Source organism: Paucibacter sp. PLA-PC-4, assembly GCF_026241155.1.
In the GTDB taxonomy this organism is placed as follows: domain Bacteria; phylum Pseudomonadota; class Gammaproteobacteria; order Burkholderiales; family Burkholderiaceae_C; genus Roseateles_E.
Map to the genome: position 1 here is coordinate 205,848 of NZ_JAPFGP010000008.1, position 21,184 is coordinate 227,031.

Annotated in this window: 21 protein-coding genes; 7 read left to right on the plus strand and 14 right to left on the minus strand. The window is 66.6% G+C overall.

Translation table 11 applies throughout. The features are described 5' to 3' along the window. Nucleotides 1–50: 50 nt before the first annotated feature. From ccsB to OOZ63_RS14535, 3 genes are all read right to left on the minus strand, one after another. Nucleotides 51–1,406, minus strand: coding sequence for a c-type cytochrome biogenesis protein CcsB (gene ccsB, locus OOZ63_RS14525; RefSeq protein WP_266006253.1), 1,356 nt, complete (start codon nt 1,404–1,406; stop codon nt 51–53). After that, nucleotides 1,403–3,514, minus strand: coding sequence for a cytochrome c biogenesis protein ResB (locus OOZ63_RS14530; protein ID WP_266006254.1), 2,112 nt, complete (start codon nt 3,512–3,514; stop codon nt 1,403–1,405). Before OOZ63_RS14530 ends, ccsB begins: the two co-directional genes overlap by 4 nt. A 113-nt stretch (nt 3,515–3,627) precedes the next feature. Next, nucleotides 3,628–4,245, minus strand: coding sequence for a c-type cytochrome (locus tag OOZ63_RS14535; RefSeq protein ID WP_266006255.1), 618 nt, complete (start codon nt 4,243–4,245; stop codon nt 3,628–3,630). Nucleotides 4,246–4,316: 71 nt separating this feature from the next. On the opposite strand from OOZ63_RS14535, the gene yihA reads away from it, so the two are divergent. After that, nucleotides 4,317–5,060 (plus strand): ribosome biogenesis GTP-binding protein YihA/YsxC, encoded by a 744-nt coding sequence (gene yihA / locus OOZ63_RS14540; protein WP_416234735.1) that lies wholly within the window; start codon nt 4,317–4,319, stop codon nt 5,058–5,060. Nucleotides 5,061–5,114: 54 nt separating this feature from the next. Further along, on the plus strand, nt 5,115–5,999 hold the full coding sequence (locus OOZ63_RS14545; protein ID WP_266006256.1) for an alpha/beta fold hydrolase: 885 nt from the start codon (nt 5,115–5,117) through the stop codon (nt 5,997–5,999). Here the strand turns inward: OOZ63_RS14545 and OOZ63_RS14550 are convergent. From OOZ63_RS14550 to groES, 4 genes are all read right to left on the minus strand, one after another. Beyond that, a complete protein-coding gene (locus OOZ63_RS14550) occupies nt 5,983–8,232 on the minus strand; it encodes a patatin-like phospholipase family protein (protein WP_266006257.1) in 2,250 nt (749 codons plus the stop codon). The two genes, OOZ63_RS14545 and OOZ63_RS14550, sit on opposite strands and share 17 nt — an antisense overlap. Beyond that, a complete protein-coding gene (locus OOZ63_RS14555; RefSeq protein ID WP_266006258.1) occupies nt 8,232–10,220 on the minus strand; it encodes a DUF1631 family protein in 1,989 nt (662 codons plus the stop codon). The genes OOZ63_RS14550 and OOZ63_RS14555 overlap by 1 nt, the downstream gene beginning before the upstream one ends. 127 nt (nt 10,221–10,347) lie before the next feature. Further along, nucleotides 10,348–11,994, minus strand: coding sequence for a chaperonin GroEL (groL, locus tag OOZ63_RS14560; protein WP_137943680.1), 1,647 nt, complete (start codon nt 11,992–11,994; stop codon nt 10,348–10,350). A 49-nt stretch (nt 11,995–12,043) separates the two neighbouring features. Continuing rightward, the gene (groES, locus tag OOZ63_RS14565; RefSeq protein WP_137943681.1) at nt 12,044–12,334 is read right to left on the minus strand and encodes a co-chaperone GroES; all 291 of its coding nucleotides are present in this window, start codon (nt 12,332–12,334) and stop codon (nt 12,044–12,046) included. 402 nt (nt 12,335–12,736) lie between these two features. Between groES and OOZ63_RS14570 the strand changes: the two genes are divergently transcribed. Further along, nucleotides 12,737–13,753, plus strand: coding sequence for a sensor histidine kinase (locus OOZ63_RS14570; protein ID WP_266006259.1), 1,017 nt, complete (start codon nt 12,737–12,739; stop codon nt 13,751–13,753). 79 nt (nt 13,754–13,832) lie between these two features. Further along, nucleotides 13,833–14,291, plus strand: coding sequence for a universal stress protein (locus OOZ63_RS14575; protein WP_266006260.1), 459 nt, complete (start codon nt 13,833–13,835; stop codon nt 14,289–14,291). Here the strand turns inward: OOZ63_RS14575 and OOZ63_RS14580 are convergent. Continuing rightward, entirely contained in the window at nt 14,288–15,187 is a 900-nt protein-coding gene (locus OOZ63_RS14580) for a substrate binding domain-containing protein (protein WP_266006261.1), read from the minus strand. The two genes, OOZ63_RS14575 and OOZ63_RS14580, sit on opposite strands and share 4 nt — an antisense overlap. Before the next feature lie 154 nt (nt 15,188–15,341). On the opposite strand from OOZ63_RS14580, the gene OOZ63_RS14585 reads away from it, so the two are divergent. Next, the gene (locus tag OOZ63_RS14585) at nt 15,342–15,587 is read left to right on the plus strand and encodes a hypothetical protein (RefSeq protein WP_266006262.1); all 246 of its coding nucleotides are present in this window, start codon (nt 15,342–15,344) and stop codon (nt 15,585–15,587) included. A 37-nt stretch (nt 15,588–15,624) separates the two neighbouring features. On the opposite strand, the gene OOZ63_RS14590 is transcribed toward OOZ63_RS14585, so the two are convergent. Further along, nucleotides 15,625–15,819: a hypothetical protein gene (locus OOZ63_RS14590; protein WP_266006263.1), complete on the minus strand. Its 195-nt coding sequence runs from the start codon at nt 15,817–15,819 to the stop codon at nt 15,625–15,627. Between the two features lie 86 nt (nt 15,820–15,905). Between OOZ63_RS14590 and OOZ63_RS14595 the strand changes: the two genes are divergently transcribed. After that, nucleotides 15,906–16,313, plus strand: a complete 408-nt coding sequence (locus OOZ63_RS14595) for a hypothetical protein (RefSeq protein ID WP_266006264.1) — start codon at nt 15,906–15,908, stop codon at nt 16,311–16,313. A gap of 37 nt (nt 16,314–16,350) precedes the next feature. Here the strand turns inward: OOZ63_RS14595 and OOZ63_RS14600 are convergent, their stop codons facing one another. After that, nucleotides 16,351–16,860, minus strand: a complete 510-nt coding sequence (locus tag OOZ63_RS14600) for a hypothetical protein (RefSeq protein ID WP_266006265.1) — start codon at nt 16,858–16,860, stop codon at nt 16,351–16,353. Between the two features lie 257 nt (nt 16,861–17,117). On the opposite strand from OOZ63_RS14600, the gene OOZ63_RS14605 reads away from it, so the two are divergent. Then, nucleotides 17,118–17,276 carry a DUF3309 domain-containing protein gene (locus tag OOZ63_RS14605; protein WP_262970172.1) on the plus strand — a complete coding sequence of 53 codons (159 nt, stop codon included), beginning with the start codon at nt 17,118–17,120 and terminating at the stop codon, nt 17,274–17,276. 9 nt (nt 17,277–17,285) lie between these two features. On the opposite strand, the gene OOZ63_RS14610 is transcribed toward OOZ63_RS14605, so the two are convergent. From OOZ63_RS14610 to OOZ63_RS14625, 4 genes are all read right to left on the minus strand, one after another. Beyond that, complete coding sequence (locus OOZ63_RS14610) at nt 17,286–18,695, minus strand: DHA2 family efflux MFS transporter permease subunit (RefSeq protein WP_266006266.1); 1,410 nt, start codon at nt 18,693–18,695, stop codon at nt 17,286–17,288. Nucleotides 18,696–18,707: 12 nt separating this feature from the next. Then, entirely contained in the window at nt 18,708–19,409 is a 702-nt protein-coding gene (locus OOZ63_RS14615) for an SDR family oxidoreductase (protein WP_266006267.1), read from the minus strand. A 97-nt stretch (nt 19,410–19,506) separates the two neighbouring features. Continuing rightward, the gene (locus tag OOZ63_RS14620) at nt 19,507–20,109 is read right to left on the minus strand and encodes a TetR/AcrR family transcriptional regulator (protein ID WP_266006268.1); all 603 of its coding nucleotides are present in this window, start codon (nt 20,107–20,109) and stop codon (nt 19,507–19,509) included. A 94-nt stretch (nt 20,110–20,203) separates the two neighbouring features. Next, entirely contained in the window at nt 20,204–21,175 is a 972-nt protein-coding gene (locus OOZ63_RS14625) for a GlxA family transcriptional regulator (RefSeq protein WP_266006269.1), read from the minus strand. Between the last annotated feature and the right edge of the window lie 9 nt (nt 21,176–21,184).

The following is a 21,184-nucleotide window of genomic DNA, read 5'->3' on the forward strand; positions in this document are numbered from 1 at the left end:
AGATGGCGCAAAGCTTACGCTGTGCGCCATCTCTTCGCTGCCGCCGGGGATTACAGCTCGCCGTAGGAGTGCAGGCCCGACAGGAACATATTGACGCCCAGGAAGGCGAAGGTCGTGACCACCAGGCCCACCAGGGCCCACCAGGAGGCGACGACGCCGCGCAGGCCCTTCATCAGCCGCATATGCAGCCAGGCCGCGTAGTTGAGCCAGACGATCAGGGCCCAGGTCTCTTTCGGGTCCCAGCTCCAGTAGCCGCCCCAGGCCTCGGCAGCCCAGAAGGCGCCCAGAATGGTGGCGATCGTGAAGAAGGCAAAGCCCAGCGCAATGGCCTTGTACATCAGGTCGTCGAGCAGGGTCAGCGAGGGCAGGCGGGCGGTCAGCTTGTCGCGCAGCAGCACACAGACCACGAAGAAGCCCAGCACGCCTCCCATCTTGCGGGCCCAGCCGTCAAGGCCGCTGATGGTCTCGGCCGGCAGCGCCGCGCCGAAGCGCACTGCCAATATCAGCGCGATCAGTGCGGCTGGCACGCCAATCAGGCCGATGATCAGCGCGCGCTGGGTGGCGGTCTTCAGCAAGTAGGCCAGGGCTACCATCGCGGCCAGCGCGAAGGTGCCGTAGCCGACGAAGTTGGCCGGCACGTGGATCTTCATCCACCAGCTCTGCAGCGCCGGCACCAGCGGCTGGATCTCATGCGCCTCGCGGCTGACCGTGTACCAGAGCAGGAAGCTGACGGCCGCGCTGATCACCAGCAGCACATAGGCGCCCAGCGCCCGGGTCTTGAAGCGCTCTTCGTAGTAGAGATAGAACAGCGCCGTCATCCAGCAAAACAGTACGAATACTTCGTAGAGATTGCTGACCGGGATGTGGCCGATGTCCGGTGCGATCTGGTGGCTCTCGAACCAGCGCACCATGGTGCCGACCAGGGCCATGAAGACGGCACCCCAGGTCAGCCGGGTGCCGATGGCCTCGGCGGCGCTGGTCTGGCCGCTCTTCGTGAAGAAGCCGCCCCAGTAGAACAGGGTGGCCATGAAGAACAGCAGGCTCATCCACAGGATCGCGCTCTGGCTGGACAGCATGTACTTCAGCAGGAAGACCTGCTCGGCGGCGGCCAGGTCGGCGCCGAAGCTGTCGGGCGTGCGGTTGTAGAGATTGATCGCCAGCAGGGCGGCCGCGCCGACCAGCACGCAAAGCAGGCGCAAGGGCTTCCAAAACCAGCCCAAGGCGATCAGCGAGGGGATCGCGAAGGCCAGGATGCCCTTCTCGTAGCCGTCCATCGAGGCGCCGTAGCGCACGAAGGCGAAGGCCCCGCCGCAGACCACCATCAAGGCGAAGATCCAGTCCTGCCAGTCGCGCCTGGCGATCAGGCCGCGTCGTCCCAAGGGCAGTGATGCGCTGGCAGTATTCATGCTTGCTCCTTCAACAAGGCCTGTCTCAGGGCCTCAAATTCGCTATCGGTGTCGGGCGAGTTGCGCGTGCAGGACAGCGCCATACGCACCCGCGTCGTGCCATTTTGAACCGGCTCCAGCCAGATCCAAAGCCGGCGTTCCTTGATGTAGAGCATCGCAAACACACCGATGATCAGCAAGATGGCGCCGAGATAGACCAGCTTCTGGCCCGGCGCGCGCGCCACCTGGAACACGCTGGCCTGCACTTGCTTGAAGTCGGCCAGCTGCAGCAGCACCGGGGCCGGGTAGAACATGCTGTCGGACAGTGCCAGCACCGCCTGGGTCATGAAGGCCTGGGTGTTGTCGCCGGCCTCGGGCGTGGGCTGACCGGCCTGGATGCGGACGATCTTGTAGAGCTCGAACAGGCTGCCATTGAGGATGCGCAGCAGCACCTCGGAGACGCGGCTGCGTTCGGCCTCGGGCACCTCGCTGTCGATGAAGGCCGACAGCGCCGGCAGGCCGCCGACCGCCGGGCCGGGCGCCGCGCCCGGCTTGATGCCCTCGGCGCCGGCAAACAGCGCCAGCGCGCGCCGCGCGGTGGCCTCCAGCTGTGGGGTCATCTGCGGCTTGTCGCTGGGCGTCGCGCCCTCGGCGTAGCGGCGCGCGGCGCGCTCACGCAGGTCCGTATCGGCAAGTCCGCGGCGCAGCGCCAGCCAGCCGGCCATCTCACCTTGCTCGTCTACCGGGATGCGCAGATATCGGAAGGCTTCGGCCGGCGTGTCTCGCACACCCGCCAGGTAGACCTTGTGGCCGTCCAGATCGACCGGCAGCATGTAGTTGTTGTACTCGCGGGCCTGGCCGGCGGCGTCGCGCAGCTTGTAGCTGAACGAAGGCCCGACGTTTTGCAAGGCCTTCTCGGTCTTGACCTTGGCGCCGCTGCCCAGATGGGCCTGGACCGAGCTGACCAGATCGACCTTGCGCACATCGGTGCCGCCCTGGCTGGGCGCACTCATATTCTCGACGTTGATGACCCGCAGGCCGCTGAACTCCAGCCCTAGCTTGTCGTCGCCATTGCTCAGCGAGGTGCTGCTGCCCACCGTGCCTTCGATCTCGAAGGAGGCCGCCGCGCTGCTCAGCGGCTGGGCGCGCAGGGTCAGGTGCGAGCCACCGTCGTCAAAGCTGCTCTGGTAGATGGCCACGCCGCGGTGATAGGCCGGCTCGTTGACCTTGACCAAGGCCTCGTGGGTGGCACCGGTCTCGTGGTCGCGTATCGTGATTTCGCTAGCGAACAACTTGGGCATACCGGTAGCGTAGTACTCGACGATGAACTTCTTCAGCTCCACGTCGAAGGGCAGGTCCTGCAGCACCACCCCATTGGGCATGGACAGGATGGCCGTCGTGGCGCGGCCGCCCTCGGGCACCATCAGATTGCCACGAAAGCTCGGGTTGCTGCTAGCCAAGCGATGCTGCGGCTCGACATTCATGATCAACCCGCCACCCTGGTAGATGGTCTTGCCCTGGGCCCACATCATGGCCCGCACGATCAGGTCGCCGTCGAACAAGCCGCCCAGGCAGATCAGCACGATCGCGCTGTGCGCGGCCAGGTAGCCGATCTTGTTGGCCGCGCCCTTGCGCGCCGCCACCATCGTGCCCTTGTCGCGGACCTGGGCCCGCGCCTTCCAACCCTCGGCGTCCAGCAGTGCCGAGACCTGGGCGTAGGCCTGCTCGGCCGGTACCGGCAGGCTGCCAATGGCCTTGTGCGGGAAGGCTTGGAGCGACTGCTCGCGGATGTGCTCCTTGTAGCTGCGAAGGTCGGCAATGATCTTGGGCGTGTTGCGGGCGATGCAAAGGCTGGTTGACAGCACCAAAAAGGCCAGGATCAGCAGAAACCACCAGGCGCTGTAGACCGTGTAGATGTCCAGCTTGGCAAAAACCTCGGACCAGAAGGGGCCGAACTGGTTGACATAATTGGTCAACGGCTCGCGCTGCTTGACCACCGTGCCGATCACCGAGGCGATGCAGATCACCGTTAGCAGCGCGATCGCGAAACGCATCGAGGACAGCAGATCGAAGAGATCGCGACCCAGGCGGGAACTGGGCGGGGGGGCGGTGGTGGTGGACTCGGACATGGCGGGGATTGTGGCGGCTGACCGTGGATGCGGAACTCGCCATGAAAAAAGGCCGGAGCTGGGCGCCGGCCTTTGCTTTCAGAAAGCGGGGGAAGTGAAGCGGCGCCGGGCGTTCAGCGCAGGCCGGCGATGTAGTCGGACACGGCCTTGATCTCGCGGTCGTTCATCTTGGCCGCGATAGCCGTCATCTGGGCGCTGTTGGCACGGGTGTTGACGCGGAAGTTCGTCAGCTGCAACTCGGTGTAGTCGCTGTGCTGGCCCGAGAGGCGCGGGTACTGGGCCGGGATGCCGGCGCCGTTGGGGCTGTGACAGCCCGCGCAGGCGGGAATCTGGCGGTCGGCGATGCCACCGCGATAAATCTTCTCGCCCAGGCTCACCAGCTCCTTGTTCTTCGCAAAGCCGGGTTTGGCTTGCTTGCTGGCGTAGAAGGCGGCGACATTCTTCATGTCCTCATCGCTCAAGGTGGCGGCGAAGCCCTTCATGATGGCGTTATTGCGCTTGCCTTCCTTGAACTCCAGCAACTGCTTGACCAGGTAGTCTGGGTGCTGGCCCTGCAGGATGGGGTTGGCGGGGCTGCCGCGTGAACCGTCGGCTGTGTGGCAGGCGGCACAGACCTGGGTGGCGATGGCCTGACCCTTGGCCAGATCAGGCTTGGCTTGCACCGGGGCACCGCTCGCAAAGGCTGCGGCAGCAAACGTCAAACCAGACAACAGGATAGCGGCAGTCTTCATGAGTTTTATCGAGGTTCGGTAAGCGCAACTGCGGGATTTTACAATGGCAATCCAACAAGCCCGGTATCTTCATGACCAACACCACCCCGAACCCACCGCAAACCGACGCCGCAGAGGCGGGTTTGCTCACTGACAAGATGGTGTTGGGCTGGACCCACACCGCCCGTTTTCTGACCACCGCCAGCGAGCTGGTCCACCTGCCGCCCAATGAGCTGCCTGAGATCGCCTTCGTCGGCCGCTCCAACGCCGGCAAGTCGACCGCGATCAACACGCTGGCCCAGCAAAAGCGCCTGGCTTTCGCATCCAAGACGCCTGGGCGCACACAGCACATCAATTTGTTCGAGCTCGGCCCCAAGGACGAGGCCAATGCATGGTTCGCCGATCTGCCCGGCTACGGCTATGCGGCGGTGGCCCGCTCGGCCAAGCTGCGCTGGCAAAAGGTGATGGCCGACTATCTGGAGGTGCGGCGCAGCTTGTCGGGCGTCGTGCTGATGGTGGATTCGCGCCTTGGTCTGACCGACCTGGACAAGCAGCTGCTGGAGTTCGTCGCGCCGCGCGTGGGCAACGGCGAGGTCAAGCTGCTGGTGCTCTTGACCAAGTCCGACAAGCTCAATCGCAAGGAGGCCAATGCTGCGCTGGCCGCCTGTCAGGCCTTCCTGGGCGAGCTGGCCACCGAGGAGTCGGATGTGGCGGTGACGCTGTTCTCGGCGCTCAAGAAGCAGGGCGTGGCCGATGTGGCGCGAATCCTCTACGAATGGGTGCAGGCCGCACCCAAAATCAGCGACAACCCCGAAGCGGCGCTGTCGCCGGAATGACAAGCCGGCGTCGCCGCCCGGGCAGATACTGTCCTGCTGAGGAGGCGCCCGCCGATGATTGAGACCTTCGAGCTGCCGCTGCCGCACGGCATCACTTTGTCATGCCGCGCCTGCGGGCCGCGCGATGCGCCGCGGCTGGTGTTCCTGCACGGCTTTCCCGAGGCGGCCTTTGTCTGGGACGAGTTGATGCAGATGCTCTCGCCGCGATTTCGCTGCATCGCCCCGAATCTGCGTGGCTACGAGCGCTCCAGTAGCCCGGCCGAGGTCGAGGCCTACCGGGCCAAGCATCTGATGGCCGATATCAAGGCCCTGATCGCGGCCACAGGGAGCGCTGCGCAGCCGCTGGCGGCCCTGGTCGCGCATGACTGGGGTGGGGCGGTGGCCTGGAATCTGGCGGTGCAAGCTCCGGCATTGATGCACCAGCTGATCATCATCAACTCGCCGCACCCAGGCACCTTTTTACGCGAGCTGCAGCTCAATGCGGCGCAGCGCGAGGCCAGCGCCTATATGAATTGGCTGTGCCGGCCCGATGCCGAGGCCTTGCTGGCTGCGGACGACTATGCGCGGATGTGGCCCTTTTTCACCGAGATGGGCGGCGCGGCATGGCTCAGCGATGCGCTGCGCCAGCGCTACCGCGAGGTCTGGGATCAGGGCCTGAGCGGGCCGCTGAACTACTACCGCGCCTCGCCGATGCGTCCGCCGACACCCGAGGACCCCGGCGCGATGGCGCTGAGCTTTGCGCCCGAGTTCGTCACGGTCAGGCTGCCGACCCTGGTGATCTGGGGCGAGGAAGATCGCGCGCTGCCGCCCGGCATGCTTGACGGACTGGCGCAGTTCGTACCGCTGCTGCAATTGCAGCGGGTGGCCGGTGCCGGCCACTGGATCGTCCACGAGCGGCCCGCGCTGCTGGCCGAGGCGATTCTCAGGGTCTGCCGATGAAGAGGTAGATGGCTGTGCTGCCGCGCGGCGCATGCCCCAGGGCCAGGTAGAGCGGGCCCAGGCCGGTGTCGGCGCCGACGAAGACGCTCATGGCCTTGCGCAGATCGCGTAACGAGGCTTCGTGTCGGCTGGCCCAGGCATTGCCGACCTCCAGCGAGCCGCCGACGAAGAAGCCCCGCGTCAGCAGCGGCGTCTCGCGCAAACGCATGTAGTAGGTAGCGCGACCGAACACCAGGCTCTGGCCGACCAACTGATCGGGCTGGTAGCCGGAGAGCTGTTGGAAGCCGCCCAGGGCATAAGGCCCTTGGGTCGAGTCCTCGCGCTGCTTGGCGTCGAAGATGCGGGTGTGCAGGTTCAGCGTGTGGGCGCCCCAGCTCTTGACGCCGGTGGCCTGCAGCTCCAGGCGCTGGAAATGGGCGCGTCTGACATCCGGCCCCGACTGGCGTCCGCCTGCCAGTTCGGCCAGCAGGCGGTAGCCGTTCTGCGGAAAGTTGGCGAAGTCCAGCTGGTCGACCACCGCTTTGATGCGCACGCCGCGCTCGCGCCAGGTCTGGTTCAGGATGCCGTCGGGCACGTCGATGGTCAGCAAGTCGGGGCTGATGCGCCAGTTCTGCTGCATCAGGCCCAGGCGCAGCTCGCCGAGCCGGCCCCAGGGCTGGCCGATGTCCAGGCCCAGCGTGGCGCTGCGCCGGCCCAGACGGGCACGGCCCTGGCCGCTGTCTTCGTCGTAGAGTGTGATCGAGCGCCGCTCCAGTTCACCCCAGCCGGAGACAAACCAGTCGTTCGATGTGCCCAGCTTGGCGATCAGCGGGTGGTAGATCTCGCTGTACAGGCGCGGCGTCTGGCCCAGCGTCAGCTGGTTGCGCCACTCGGTGCCCTGGGGCGTTAGCCAATGGCGGTTGTGGCTGATGCGGATATTGAAGGCGCTTTCGCCGGAGAAGTCGGTGCTGAGGTCCAGACCAATGCGGAAGTAGTTAGGGCCCCAGGACTTGTCCTCCATCGCGAATACCAGCGCATCGCCCTCGGCACGGGCAGCGACATGGAAGTCGACTCGCTCATAGTCGCCCGAGGAGGCCAACAGCTGGGCATCGCGCTCGGCCCGCGCGGCATCGAAAACCTGGCCGGGCTGGCTGGCCAGTTGGGCGGCAAAGCGCTCGGGATGGCTGCGCTCACTGCCCTCGAATTCGATGGCGCTGAGCCGCGCACTGGGCGTGCCGCCTGGCGTGCGGGCCAGCCGCCACTGTGCATAGGCCTCGGGGCTGACCGCCAGCGGCCGCAGCTGGGTCAGCATCGCTTCGGCAGCGCGTTCGCCCTGCTGTATTAGATCGCGGGCGCGGTCGAAGTCGCCCGAGCCCAGCTTGCCCAGCTCGGGCGTGATCAGCACATCCTCGGCCCACAGGCTGGCGATGCTGCGCTGCACGTTCTGCTCGGTCAGGATGTTGATCATCTGCGCGGTCACGCCGACCAGCGAGGACAGGGTCTCGCGCGCGGCCAGCGGCGTGCCGACATTGACCGCGATCAGGCGCTCGGCGCCCTGGCGGCGCGCCACATCGACCGGCAGGTTGTTGACCAAGCCGCCATCGCCGAGGATGCGGCCCTTGGTCTCGACCGGCGCGAACACGCCCGGCACGCTCATGCTGGAGCGCATCGCCAGGGCCAGATCGCCCTGGTCCGACACCACCTGGCTGCCGCTCTCCATATCGGTGGAGATGGCGCGAAACGGGGTCGGCAGCGCGTCGAACTGCTCGATATTGCGCACCGGCTGGGTGTAGCGGCGCAGCAAGATCTCCAGGCCGCGGCTGGACAGCGTGCCCTGCGGCGCGCGGAACTCGCCGTCGCGCATGCCCAGCTCCAGCACGGCGGAGAACTCGAAGTCCTCTTCCTTGCGGCGCTGCGACAAGTTTTGGCGTTCAACCCGACTGGCGAACACCCGGTCCCAAGCCAGCGGCAGCAGCTCGCGCTCCAGGTCGGCGGCGCTCATGCCGCTGGCGTAGAGCCCGCCAATGATGGCTCCCATCGAGGTGCCGGTGATCAGATCGACCGGGATGCGCTCGCGCTCCAGCACCTTGAGCACGCCCACATGCGCCAGGCCGCGGGCACCGCCGCCCGAGAGCACCAGGCCCAGCTTGGGGCGGGGGGCCGTGGCCGAGGGGCTTGCAGAAGTCGGGTCTTGCGCCCAGGTGTTGCTGGCGCAGATCAGCAGCAGGGCCAGGGTCAGGGCGGGTCTTCTCATCAGGCCTCGTCGTTCAGGTCTTGCATCAGCGTCGCGACGGCGCGCTGCACCAGGTCGTCCTCTTCAAGCACCGCGATCAAGCCATGGGCAAGCAGCTGCTCCAGTGCGCCGCGGGTCAGAGAGTGGCGTTCGTCAGCGTCCTGGCCGACGAAGAGGAAAAACTGTCGGCTGTCGCTGACCCAGGCCAGCTGGGCCGTCAGCCACTGGCTCTGCACAAACATGTGGTACCAGGCGCCGATGCGCAGACTCTCGATCCAGGTCTGCAAGGCCAGCTTCGGATCGGCACCCAACTGATGGTCGTACAAGGTGACCGGCACGGTCGGCAGGCGGCCACGGTCGACCGCCTCATGAGCCCAGCGCGAGGGCATCTGCGATTCGCGCTCGCTGAGCAGTTGGCGCAGCCGCGCCTCGGGGTCGGCGTCGGGCTTGGGACCCTGCTCGGGCTGCGGCGCGGCCACCTGATGGCCCAGCAACAGCCGGCCATGCAGGCGCATCAGCTCGTCGAACAGGCTCTGGCGCTGCGGGGGCGGCAACGCCACGCTATCGCAGCCGGCCTGCAGCCGCTGGATCAGCGCCGGCAGCTCGGCGCGGCGGCGCAGGCGCTGGGCCTCGTCGGCCGGCAGGCGCAGGCTGTCGAGCAACTGGTCGACCAGTGCGATCTGGGCATGGGCCTGAGGAGCGTCCTGGCCGTGCTCCACCATGGCTTGGACGATGACGCGGGTCCAGACCTTGTCCAGAAACTGGCGCAGCAGCGGCGTGGTCTGCGCGTCCGGCGCATCGTCGAGCTGGGCCTGGACCTGCTCGCGCAGCAGGGCCAGCCAGGGCTGGCGCCGCTGCTCGCGCTCCAGAAGTGCCAGCGCGCTGGCGCTGCTCTCGCTGCGCTGGCGGGCCTGGGCGCCGATATGAGCATCGACCTCACCGAGCAGCTGCAGGAACTGCGCCGCGCTGGGTTGAGGCTGGTTCAGCAGCGAGCTGATGTGCTGATCCATGAACTGCAGGAATTGCTGGAGCCCGGCATCGTCGGCGCGCTCAAAAGCCGCGCCATGGGCGGCGACTCGGTTTAGCAGTTGCCAGGCCGGATGGTCCTGGCGGCGCAAGAGGCTGATGTCGCTCATTGCCAGTCGGGCCACGGCGACCTGCAGCCGCGCCAGCAAAGCCTTGACCGGGGGCAGCAGTTCGGGATCGGCCAGGATCTGGTCATACAGGCGCGACAACATGTCCTTGCCGGTGGCGCCGCTGGCCACGGCGGGGCCCAGGCGCTGCGGTCGCGAGTTGTAGGCGTCGACGCGGCGCGCCAGGCTGTCTAGCGTGACCGGCTCGGCGGTCGCTGGGCCTGAGTCCACAAAGATGCTGGCAGCGCGGCGCAGGCGCTGCTGATCACTTTGCTGCATCGCCGTGCTGCCGGCGATCAGCGGGGTCAGCTCGGCCGCGCGCAGCTGCGCGCAGAGCTGGCCGTAGAGCCTGCCCAGGCCCTGGGCCAGCGGCTGGGCGGCCGCACGCATCAGCGCGTACTGGCCTTCGGCATCGAGTTGCACCGGTCGCAGGGCCTGCAGCAGAGCCTGGGCAAACAGCGCGGGTCGCAATGGGTTGTCTTGCTTGCGAGGACGGGCCGTGCCGCGCAGCGCGGCAAAGAAGTTGCCAAGCTGGTGAAGCTCGGCGCGGCAGTGGTCATCGACCGCCTGGATCACATGAGCCACGGCCACGTCCTGCAGCGCCTGCTGCTCGTCCACCAGGCTCAGCGTGTCGATGCTGACCGGCTTGCGGTGCAGAGGGTCTTCGCCTCGGGCAGCGGCCTCGAGCAAGGGGGTCAGGGCTTGCTCGAAGCGCTCGGCGAAACGCAGGCGCTGGCGCTGCCAGGCGTCCAGCAGCGCATGCTGCTGCGGGCGGCCGCCGAGCTCGTCCTGTATCCGGTCCAGCAGATGGCGGCTGAGCAGACCCAACTGGGCGTGGGCATCTTGGACGAGGGCGGCGAGGGTGGGTGCGGGCATGGAGAGGCGGGACCGATTCTTGACCGGATTATGCGGCGGGGCCCGGACGAAAAAAGGGGCCGCGTTCGCGGCCCCTTTCGAGACGGTCAGACTTGTTGCACGGGTGCAGCAGGCACCCGGCGCGGTCTTACATGTCCATGCCCATGCCGCCCATGCCGCCCATGCCACCAGGCATGCCGCCGGCCGGAGCGTCGTCCTTCGGGGACTCAGCCACCATGGCTTCGGTGGTCAGCATCAGCGAAGCGACCGATGCTGCGTTCTGCAGAGCAGTGCGCGTCACCTTGGTCGGGTCCAGGATGCCCATTTCGATCATGTCGCCATAGGTGTCGTTGGCGGCGTTGAAGCCGTAGTTGCCCTTGCCGGCCAGCACGGCGTTCACGACGACGGAGGCTTCGCCACCGGCGTTGTAGACGATCTCGCGCAGCGGGGCTTCGATGGCCTTGAGCACCAGCTTGATACCGGCGTCTTGATCGGCGTTGTCGCCCTTGATCTCGCCAGCGGCTTGCTTGGCGCGCAGCAGGGCCACGCCACCACCGGCCACGATGCCTTCTTCAACGGCGGCACGGGTCGCGTGCAGCGCGTCTTCGACACGGGCCTTCTTTTCCTTCATCTCGACTTCGGTGGCTGCGCCGACCTTGATCACGGCAACACCGCCGGCCAGCTTGGCCACGCGCTCTTGCAGCTTCTCACGGTCGTAGTCGCTGGTGGCTTCCTCGATCTGGATGCGCACTTGCTTCACACGAGCTTCGATGTCGGCAGCAGCACCAGCACCGTCGATGATGGTGGTGTTTTCCTTGCCCACTTCGACGCGCTTGGCTTGGCCCAGATCGGCCAGCGTGACCTTCTCCAGCGTCAGGCCGACTTCTTCGGCGATGACCTTGCCGCCGGTCAGGATGGCGATGTCTTCCAGCATGGCCTTGCGACGGTCGCCGAAGCCCGGAGCCTTGACGGCCACAACCTTCAGGATGCCGCGGATGGTGTTGACCACCAGGGTCGCCAGCGCTTCGCCTTCGACTTCTTCAGCGATGATCAGCAGCGGACGGCCGGCCTTGGCCACTTGCTCCAGCGTGGGCAGCAGGTCGCGGATGTTCGAGATCTTCTTGTCGAACAGCAGGACGAAGGGGTTGTCCAGCAGCGCGGCTTGCTTCTCGGGGTTGTTGATGAAGTAGGGCGACAGGTAGCCGCGGTCGAACTGCATGCCTTCGACGACGTCCAGCTCGCTGTCCAGGCTCTTGCCGTCTTCAACGGTGATGACGCCTTCCTTGCCGACCTTGTCCATCGCCTCGGCGATGATGCGGCCCACTTCCACATCGCTATTGGCCGAGATCGTGCCAACTTGAGCGATTTCCTTGGAGGTGGTGGTGGCCTTCGAGGCGGCCTTCAGCTGGGCGACCAGGGCCGTGACGGCCTTGTCGATACCACGCTTGAGGTCCATCGGGTTCATGCCAGCGGCCACGTACTTCATGCCTTCGCGCACGATGGCTTGGGCCAGCACGGTGGCGGTGGTGGTGCCGTCACCGGCGTTGTCAGAAGTCTTGGAAGCAACTTCCTTGACCATCTGAGCGCCCATGTTCTGCAGCTTGTCCTTCAGCTCGATTTCCTTGGCCACGGACACACCGTCCTTGGTCACGGTGGGGGCGCCGAAGGAGCGCTCGAGCACCACGTTGCGGCCCTTGGGGCCCAGGGTCACCTTGACCGCGTTGGCCAGGATGTTCACGCCTTCAACCATGCGAGCACGAGCTTCGCCGCCAAAGATCACGTCTTTTGCTGCCATATGTATTTCTCCGAATTCTTTAAGGTGTCAGATCTTGTGGTGCGCCGACTTACTTGGCGACGACCGCAAACAGATCTTCTTCGCGCATCACCAGCAGTTCGTCGCCGTCGACCTTGACGGTCTGGCCGCTGTACTTGCCGAACAGAACGCGGTCGCCGACGGCCACGTTCAGGGCGATGAAGTCGCCCTTCTCATTGCGCTTGCCCGGGCCCACGGCCAGGACTTCGCCCTGATCGGGCTTCTCTGCGGCGTTGTCGGGGATGACGATGCCAGAGGCGGTCTTGGTTTCTTGTTCCAGACGCTTGACGATCACACGATCGTGCAGAGGACGCAGTTTCATTTCATCTCCTTGAGATTGGTGCTGGATCTTTGGGTGCACTGTGAATCGAGCACCCATTCACATGCGAAGACCCGTCATGGCGAAGCCGTTTCGGATCGTTAGCACTCGATCTTGGTGAGTGCTAGCAGATGGATTATAGGGTTGGTTTGCAGGCTTTCAAGAGGGGCGGACGGCAGCGTCATGAATTCCCCTGCCTGTCGACTTTTCGCGACTCAACGCCGCCCTGTTGGCCAACGCTTTTGCGCGACTGGCGAAAGACCGCGGCAATGGGCCGGTCGTCGCGGGCGGCCTTGCGCCAGGTCAAGGAGCCCGTGCGAGGACCGAAAAACGATCCGGCTATGTGCCGCAGCGTACATAAGAACTGCTGGTGACCCCCTATTCTGAATCGCGATGACGACACCCATGACGCAGGCCGAAGCCCTCGATCTTCAAGGGATGAGCATCTCGAGCACTTCACTGACGCCGCGGGCCAAGCAGCACTGCTCCGACGCCAGCGCGCCGCGGCGGACATCGTCCTCTGCCAAACAGCCAGTGTCACACCGCCAGGAGATCCAGATGCAGTCGTTCCCGATCAACGGTCATGGAATCAAGGCCGGCGATTCCCAACCCTTGCCGAATGCATTGGCGACCGTACGGCGAACGGGGCTGTGGTGTCCGCGCCCGGGCTTGAGCGCGGACCCGCATGAACATCGCCTGCGCATTGGCGTTCTGGATACGGTGGCCCACGAACTGCGCAACGCGTTGATGCCGATCCGCCTCGCTGCAGCGCAGCTCGGCGCAGTTCATGGCGACGAGTCGCGTCTGCCTCGCCTGCGAGTGACGATCGAGCAGCAACTCGATCTCATGTCGCGCCTGATCGGCGATCTGGTTGACAACGCCCGAGCCGGCAACGGCAAGCTTCGGCTGCAATGCACCGATACGGACGTGGCCGATGTCCTGGCCCGGACGATTGCGGCTTGTCGGCCCGGCATGGTCGCACGCGAGCAGCACCTCGTCCTGGATATTCCGGCAACGCCCGCGCTTCGGTGTTACGGCGACCCGCTACGCCTCGTGCAGATCCTCGGCAATCTGCTGGACAACGCATCCAAGTACACACCCTGCGGCGGCAGAATCACGTTGTCGGTGAGGCAAAACAACGAGCGCATCGCGATGACGGTCTCCGACAACGGCATCGGCATCGCAGCAGCGGGGCTTGTCCACATCTTTGAGCCGTTCGTGCAGACCGATGAAGCCGTGCGATTCAACGACAGCGGGTTGGGAATCGGCCTGTCCCTGGTGCGAAATCTGGTCGAGGCTCACGGAGGACGCGTGGTCGCGCGCAGCGCGGGAATCGGATTTGGCAGCCAGTTCACGGTCACGCTACCTATCGGCAGTTCGGCAAAGCCCCGCCGCCGTGGGCATCCGGCCAAGTCGTCTTGACGCAGCGCAAGTGGCGGGCCCGGCGCATCACCAAGAATGAGGGTTCCCTCACCGGGCGCGCCAGCCACTGGAGTCATTCATGTACAAGCTGATCCTCGTGCCGCTGGACGGCAGCGCTACCGCCGAGCGCGGACTTCATGAGGCCGTCCACTTAGCCGAGGCCGTGGGTGCCCGGTTGAGTCTGTTGCATGTGATCGATGCGTACCCGATGTTTGCCGAGCACGCCAGCGCAACTGCTTTCCAGCACTCCATGGAACTGCTGCGCGCCCACGGCGAGGATTTACTGGACAAGGCTGCCCTGCAGGCCCTTGAGCATGGGGTGCAGACGACGCGCCGAGTTCGCGAGGCGGTGGGTGAACGTGCCGCCAACGTGATCGTCGATGAGGCCGGCGCGCAGGGATGCGATCTGATTGTGATGGGCACGCATGGTCGGCGCGGACTCAGCCGATTGCTGATGGGCAGCGATGCCGAATTGGTGTTGCGCACCAGCCCGGCGCCCGTGCTCATGCTGCGCGGGCGTGGTGCCAGCGCTGCCTAGTTGCGCGGGTCCTGCACCTCGGCCGCGGCCCCGCCGAGCAGTTCGAACCGATCCGCAAGGTGGTCGCAGAGCTCGGGGTGCGGCCCTGCACGCAACGCTGGCGGGCATTGGTGTGACGATGGCCGCGCCGCACTCCTGGCCGATCGTCGGTCCGGGTCGCGCTCCCAGGGCTGCATGCCGCCAAGTTTTTCGGCCATGATGTCGACGAAGGCCCGCACGCGCGGCGGCACCAGGCGGCGTTGCGGCATCAGTGCGTGGATGCCCGTGTCGGGCAAGACGTCGTCGGAAAGCACGACCTGCAGGCGGCCGCTGCGCCGGTCATCGCAGATATGCCAGGTCGAGTGCATCGCGATGCCCAGGCCTGCGACGGCGGCGTCGCGCAGCAACTCGCCCTGATGGCAGTCGATGCGGCTGTCGACCTGCACGCTGATCTCCCGCCCATCGGCCGCGGTGAAGCGCCACAGATTGTTGCGGCCCGACCTGATTGCCAGCAGCAGGCATTGGCGGCGGCTCAGCACCCGCGGGTTGCTGCTCAGGCGTCGGGCGACCAGACTGGAGTCGTCCAGTGCCCCGATGCGTATCGACAGACCAAAGCCTGCGGCCACCGACTCCTGCCGCTGATCGCTCAGGTCCACGCTGATCTTCAGCTTCGGATGATGCCTCCGGAACTCGGGCAGCAGCGGCGAGGCGTACTGGCGACCCAAGGTGGCCGACGTGGTCAGGCGCAGGGTGCCGGCGATGTCCGTGCCGGCCTCGCGCAGCTTGCCGGTCAGGGCTTGCAGATCGCCAATCAGCGCGCGTCCCTGCTCGGCCAGGGTCAGCCTTCGGGCGTGGGATTGGCGGCTGGGTCGTCGCGCGCGGGCCGAGCATCGAAGCCCTGCCCTGGATGGCCGCACTGTTGACGGCGTCGGGCGGTCTGTTGGCCGGGCTGAGCGTCTGGCTCGACCGACCGATACCCGCACATTCAAAGGGGGCAACGGCCCTGGCCGGTGCCGGGACTAGACTCGGCCGCCGGGCTTGACCCGTTTCCCCCATCGACTGGAGATCAGCATGACGCTACGTTCCTACCTCGCTGCGGCTGCCTTGATGGCTTCGAGTGCGGCGTTTGCCTTCCATTGCCCCGCCGACATGAAAAAGATCGACGAGGCGCTGGCCAAGAGCCCCAAGCTCAGTGCCGAACAGATGAGTGATGTGAAGAAGCTGCGCGCCGACGGCGAAGCCTTGCACAAGGCCGGCAAGCACCAGGAGTCCGTGGACACGCTGGCCAAGGCGATGAAGGTGCTTGAGATCAAGTAGCGCCCCCTGTCCACACATCAGGGGTCGGGGCGTGCCTCTAGCTTTTCGGCGCAGCGGGCTCGTCATGCGCTTTGTCCGACTTGGTGTCCCCCAGCTCCGGATGGCTGCGATTGACGTCGCCCGGCGCCTCCGGACCGGTCTGCCCCGTCTCGCCCAGGCGATGGTCTTCGTTGTCGTGCTCGAGCCCGCCCTGCAGGCCGGGCGGAAAGTCCTGCTGTCTGCTTCCACTCATGATGCAAGCTCCTCGAAAGTCCATGTTTGGCGACTGGCCCAGTATGGATGGATATGACAATCGAGCAAACCATCCCGCCACAAGCCATGCAAAAAGATCCCTGCCAAGCCCTGCGCATCGCGCTCCTCGACCTGCACCGCGTGCTGGTCGAGTTGGAGCGGCGCCAGTACGAGAAACAGCACGGCCGGCAATCGTCGGGCGACTTCCTGCAGGTGATGGCATACGCCGATGAGATGCGCTGGCTCGAGCCGCTGAGCCGCCTGATCGTGATGCTGGACGAAGCGCTGGACGGCGACGGCGACGCCCTCTCGGCCCCGGCGACCGTGGCCCAGCGCGCCCGCGAGCTGTTGAGCTTGGACCGACACAGCAGCGAGCCGTTCACGACGCGCTATTTGTGGCATTTCGATGCGTCGGCGGAACTGGTGCCGGCCCATTCGCGGGCGCTGGCCGCGCTCAAGGTTGCGGGGACGTCGGCCCCTCAGGCGCGGATCTGAGCGCAGGAGATCGCTGCCGTCAACAGGCTTCGACGGTTCAGGCGCTGACCGGCCGGCTGGTCGAGCCGCGCGCTGCGCGCAACCGGCGCAGCTGTAGCGTCGTGCCGATCAGGAACAGCAAGAAAATCACGCCGACCACCTTTTCTAGCTTCGGGTCCTCCGGGCTGCTGAACAGTGGCGCGCCGCTGGGCAGGCGGGTGAAGGTCTCGGTGACGCCGGGGATCATGTGGAAGAACACCGTCAGCGAGTAGCTGACCGTCTCCACATAGGGCGCAGCACGGCCCAGCAGCCGGCTTTTGCCGGCCCAGGCCGCCAGGCCAAGCACCAGCAGGGTCACAATGCCCAGCACATGGGGCTTGCCGAAGCCGCCGTGCTCGAAAATGCCGAAGCCGGTCAGGCAGGTCAGTACCGTGGCCCAGATGTAGAGCTTGCCGACCGTCCGGTTCGGCAGGATGGCCTTGTCTCGCAGCAGTGCGACCAGAGCGGCGGCGAGGGCCACCAGGCTGATCAGGGTGTGGATGAAGCCGAGCGTCGTCAGTCCGAACATGGGGTTCTCCTTGCGGCCCTGAGCTTGAGCGCCGAGCTCGGGTTGCCGTGAGCTGACCATGCCCCAGTCGCGCTTTCTTCGGATCCGCCCTCTGGTCTGTGTCCGGCTCTGCCGGAAGAGGTAGAAGGGTGTTTGCAGTCTGTGTAGGACACCAACCCGCCCGCGACCCTCCGCCCGACTACGCCTGGTGGCGGGTCCGGACTACCTGCGGCCGGCCGGATCGGCCCTACTGTCGAGGTCTTCATAGGGAGACCACCATGGCACTCAGCACCATCCTGCTCATCGTCCTCATCCTGTTCCTGATCGGTGCGCTGCCGTCCTGGCCGCACAGCCGCAACTGGGGCTATGGGCCTAGCGGCGGCCTCGGCCTGATCGTCGTGATCCTGATCGTCCTGCTGCTGCTCGGACGGATCTAGGCGCTGCACTCAGGCTGTCGCTGTCGGCTTGGTATTGACCGCCAGGCACAGCAGGCCAGTCAGCAGGGCCAGGCCCACATGCACGGCGTAGACCGCGTCGAAGTCGGCCCGCTGCAGCTGCACGTGGCCGAGCAGCAGCACGGTGAGCGCCACACCCAGCACCGCGCCAATCTGGCGGGTGGCCTGGTTGACGGCGCTGCCGACCGCGTAATGCTGGGCCGGCAAGCCCATCACCGCCGCGCCCGACAGCGAGGGCAGCACCATGCCGACGCCGATGCCGCTGAGCAGCAGGCCCGGTAGCCATTGCGTCAGATAGGCCGGCTCAACGCCCGGCACCAGCAAAAACCACAGGCCGCTGCAGGCATAGACCAGTGCACCGCCGACCAGGAAGGGCCGGTGGCCATGCCGGGCCGCGAGCCGGCCGGTCAGGATGGCCGAGGGCATCACCAGCAGCGGCCCCGGTGTCACGGCCAGGCCGGCCTGCGGCAGGCTGTAGTGCCAGATCTGCGCCATGTAGAAGAAGAAGGTGAAGAACATCATCGCGAACGCGGTGCCGAAGGCCAGCGTCGCCAGGTTCACGTAGCGGTAGGTTCGGCTGCGAAACAGCGCCAGGTCCAGCAGCGGCGCCGGCGCATGGCGGGCCCACAACACAAAGCCGATCAGCGAGACCAGGCCCAGCGCGCCGGCCATCAGCAGCTCGTCGCGCCGCCAGTTCGGCGACTCCGACTGCACGATGGCCAGCGTGACCGCGCCAACGCCCACGATCAGCAGGCTCATGCCAACCAGATCCAGCGGTCGCCGCGCCTCGGGCCGGCGCGCCTCGCCGAGCAGCCGGGCGCCGAACCACAGCGACAGCGCGCCCAGCGGCAGGTTCAGGTAGAAGGCCCAGGGCCAGCCGATGCTGTCGACCACCAGTGAACCGAGGCTGGGCCCGACCGCGGCTGCCAGCGCGCCGACCGCCCCCCACAAGCTCACGGCCACCGCGCGCCGCGAGGCCGGAAATGCCGCCAGCACCAGGGACAGCGAGGCGGGCGTCAGCAGCGCCGCGCCGATGGCCTGCAGCACCCGCGCCGCGATCAGCCAGCCGACGCTGCCGGCCAGACCGCAGGCTGCCGAGGCTGCCAGGAACAGCACGACGCCGATCATGAACACGCGCTTGCGGCCGTGCGCATCGGCCAGGCCACCGGACGGGATCAGCATCGCCGCATAGACCACTGTGTAGGCATTCAGCACCCAGGACATATCGGCAGCCGTCGCCGCCGGAAAGGCGGCGCGCAAGCTCGCGAAGGCGGCGAACAGCAAGGTGCTGTCCAGCGAGACCAGAAAGACGGCGACGCTGGCGACCCAGAACACCGGCCAGGGTGAGCGGTTGCCGCCGGCGTCAGCGGGCGGGGTGGCGGTGGCGGCGATGCTGCTCATGGCTTGCGCCGCTCAGTGCGCCAGCGCCTGCAGATACACACCGGCCGCCAGGCCTTGCTTGACGTGGCGTGTCAGCTCGTCGGCCAGCACCTCGGTGGCGCCGCCAGCCAGGCCGTCGAAGGCCTGGGTAACCACGGCCTCGGGCGTGGTCTTGGGCACATCGAGGCCCTGGGTCAGGTCGGTGTCGACAAAGCCCATGTGCAGGCCGGTCACCAGCGTACCCTGGCCGCTGAGCTCCTGGCGCAGCCCATTGGTCAGCGCCCAGGCGGCCGATTTGGTCGCGCCATAGGTGGCCAGCAGGGGGCCGTTGATCCAGCTGGCGATCGACAGCACGTTCAGCAAGGCGCCGCCGCCGTTGGCGGCCAGCACCGGCGCGAAGGCGCGCGCCATGCGCAGCGGGCCGAAGTAGTTGGTCTCCATCTGGCGCTGCGCGGCCTCGATCGCATCGGGTGCGAGGAAGCCGCCCAAGGTGGCAATGCCGGCGTTGTTGATCAATATGCTGACATCGCCGCATTGCGCCGCGACCGCCGCGATGTTCTCGGCGTTGCTGACATCGAGCTGGATCGGCACGACGCCGGGCAGCGTGATGCTGTCCGGGTTGCGGGCGGCTGCATAGACCTTGCGCGCGCCGCGGGCCAGGGCTTCGCGGGCAAAGGCCAGGCCGAGGCCACGATTGGCGCCGGTGATCAGAACGACGGAGTTTTCGAGCTTCATGGTGGGGCTTTCTGGCAAGGAGGTTTGAGGGGGAAATATGACGATCGTCATAATTTGAGGCGAAGGCAAGTCTCTGATGGTGTGGCTTGCTCTGGTTCTAAGGGGAGAGGGCGGACCGACCCTTTTTCCCGTGGCGGGCCAGCAAGGCCTGGCGATTGGCAGCCAGCAACGCATGGCCCTGCTCGTTGTCGCCCAGCGCACGGGCCAGTTGCAGCGCGCCGACCAGGCTGCTGACGATGACACGGGCTTCGTCGGCATCGGCCGAGGGCAGCACTTGCTGCACCCGCGTCATCAAAGCCTGCACGCGGCTGCGTCCGGCCTCTAGCACCTCGGCTGACTGGCGCGGCATCTCCGAGGCCAGCGCCGCCACCGGGCAGCCTGCCTCGGGGCCGGCCAGATGAGCGAGTGACAGATAGCCCTCGACGAGGGCGACGAAGGGGTCGCTGCCGTGCTGCTCGGCCTTGGCTAAGCGTGAAGAGAGTCTGCGCTCACTGTCCCGGCCAGCCCATTCCATGGCTTCGGCCAGCATCGCGTCACGGGATGAGAAGTGGGCATAGAAGCCACCATGAGTCAGGCCGGCCTGCTTCATCAGATCGGCCACGCCGATGCCGCCATAGCCGACGCGCCGGATCGCGCGCGCCGCCGTCTCGAGGATGCGCTCGTGGGTCAGTTCCTTGCGGCTGGGCGTGGTGGCGGTCACGGGGCTTTGCTGATAAATATGATGATCGTCATATTAAGCCGCGCCGACCGGCGGCGTCAACCGCCTTGTCGGGTTCAGGGGTTCTGCCGGCCACTCAGCAACGAGCGGCGGTGCGGCGCGCCCGGCGCAACTGCTGGTCTGAGCTGAATCCGGCTTGCAGTGCCGCCTGGCTGGCGGCGAGGCCGCTGGCCTGCGCCTGGCGGGCACGTTCGAGCCGGATCGCCTGCAGATAGCGCATCGGCGTTATGCCGGCATGGGCGGCGAACAGTCGACTCAGATGGCGCGGCGTCACATGGGCGGCCTCGGCCATGCGGGTCAGGGTCCAGTCCTCGGTCGGGTCGGTGCAGATCGCGTCCTGTACGCGGTGCAGGGCCGGGTGCAGATGGTGGCGGTGCGCCAGCATGGGTGAGAGCTCGGGGTCTGCCGGGCTGCGGCGCAGGTAGACCACCATGGTCTGCGCGACCGTCGCGGCCATCGCCGCGCCGCAGTGCTGGGCGATCAGGTGAAGGGCCAGGTCGATGCCGGCGGTGATGCCTGCGCTGCTGGCCAGCGGGCCGTCTAGCACGAACACGCGGTTGTCTACCACCTGGGCTCGTGGCTCGGCCCGGCGCAGCGCGTCTAGCAGTTCGTGATGGGTGGTGCAGCGTCGCCCAGCCAGTAGGCCGGCCTGGGCCGCCAGCAGCGCGCCGGAGCAGACCGTCAGCAGCCGACCACCGCCGCCCAGCAAGAGCTGACCCTGCTTCGCGAGCCAGCGCAGGCCCGCGAGCTCGGCCGCCAGCTCGGCAATGTCGGGCGGCGGCTCGCCGGGCAGCTCGTTTCGGCAGCCAACCAGCACCAGCCAGCTGCCGCTGGCCAGCGCCGCCGGCAGCGGCTCCAGCCCAGCTAGCGCCAGGCCCACCGAGCTTACACACTGCGGCTGTGCCGCGATGAAGCGCAGCCGAAAGGCTGGTGGTCGGCCCCGCCCGGCCAGGGCCTGGTTGGCCAGCCGCAAAGCCTCGGCCGGACCTGCCAGGTCCAGCAGCAGCGCACGCGGCTGCACCAGCATCAATACATCAATTGCGGACATGACCGCCAG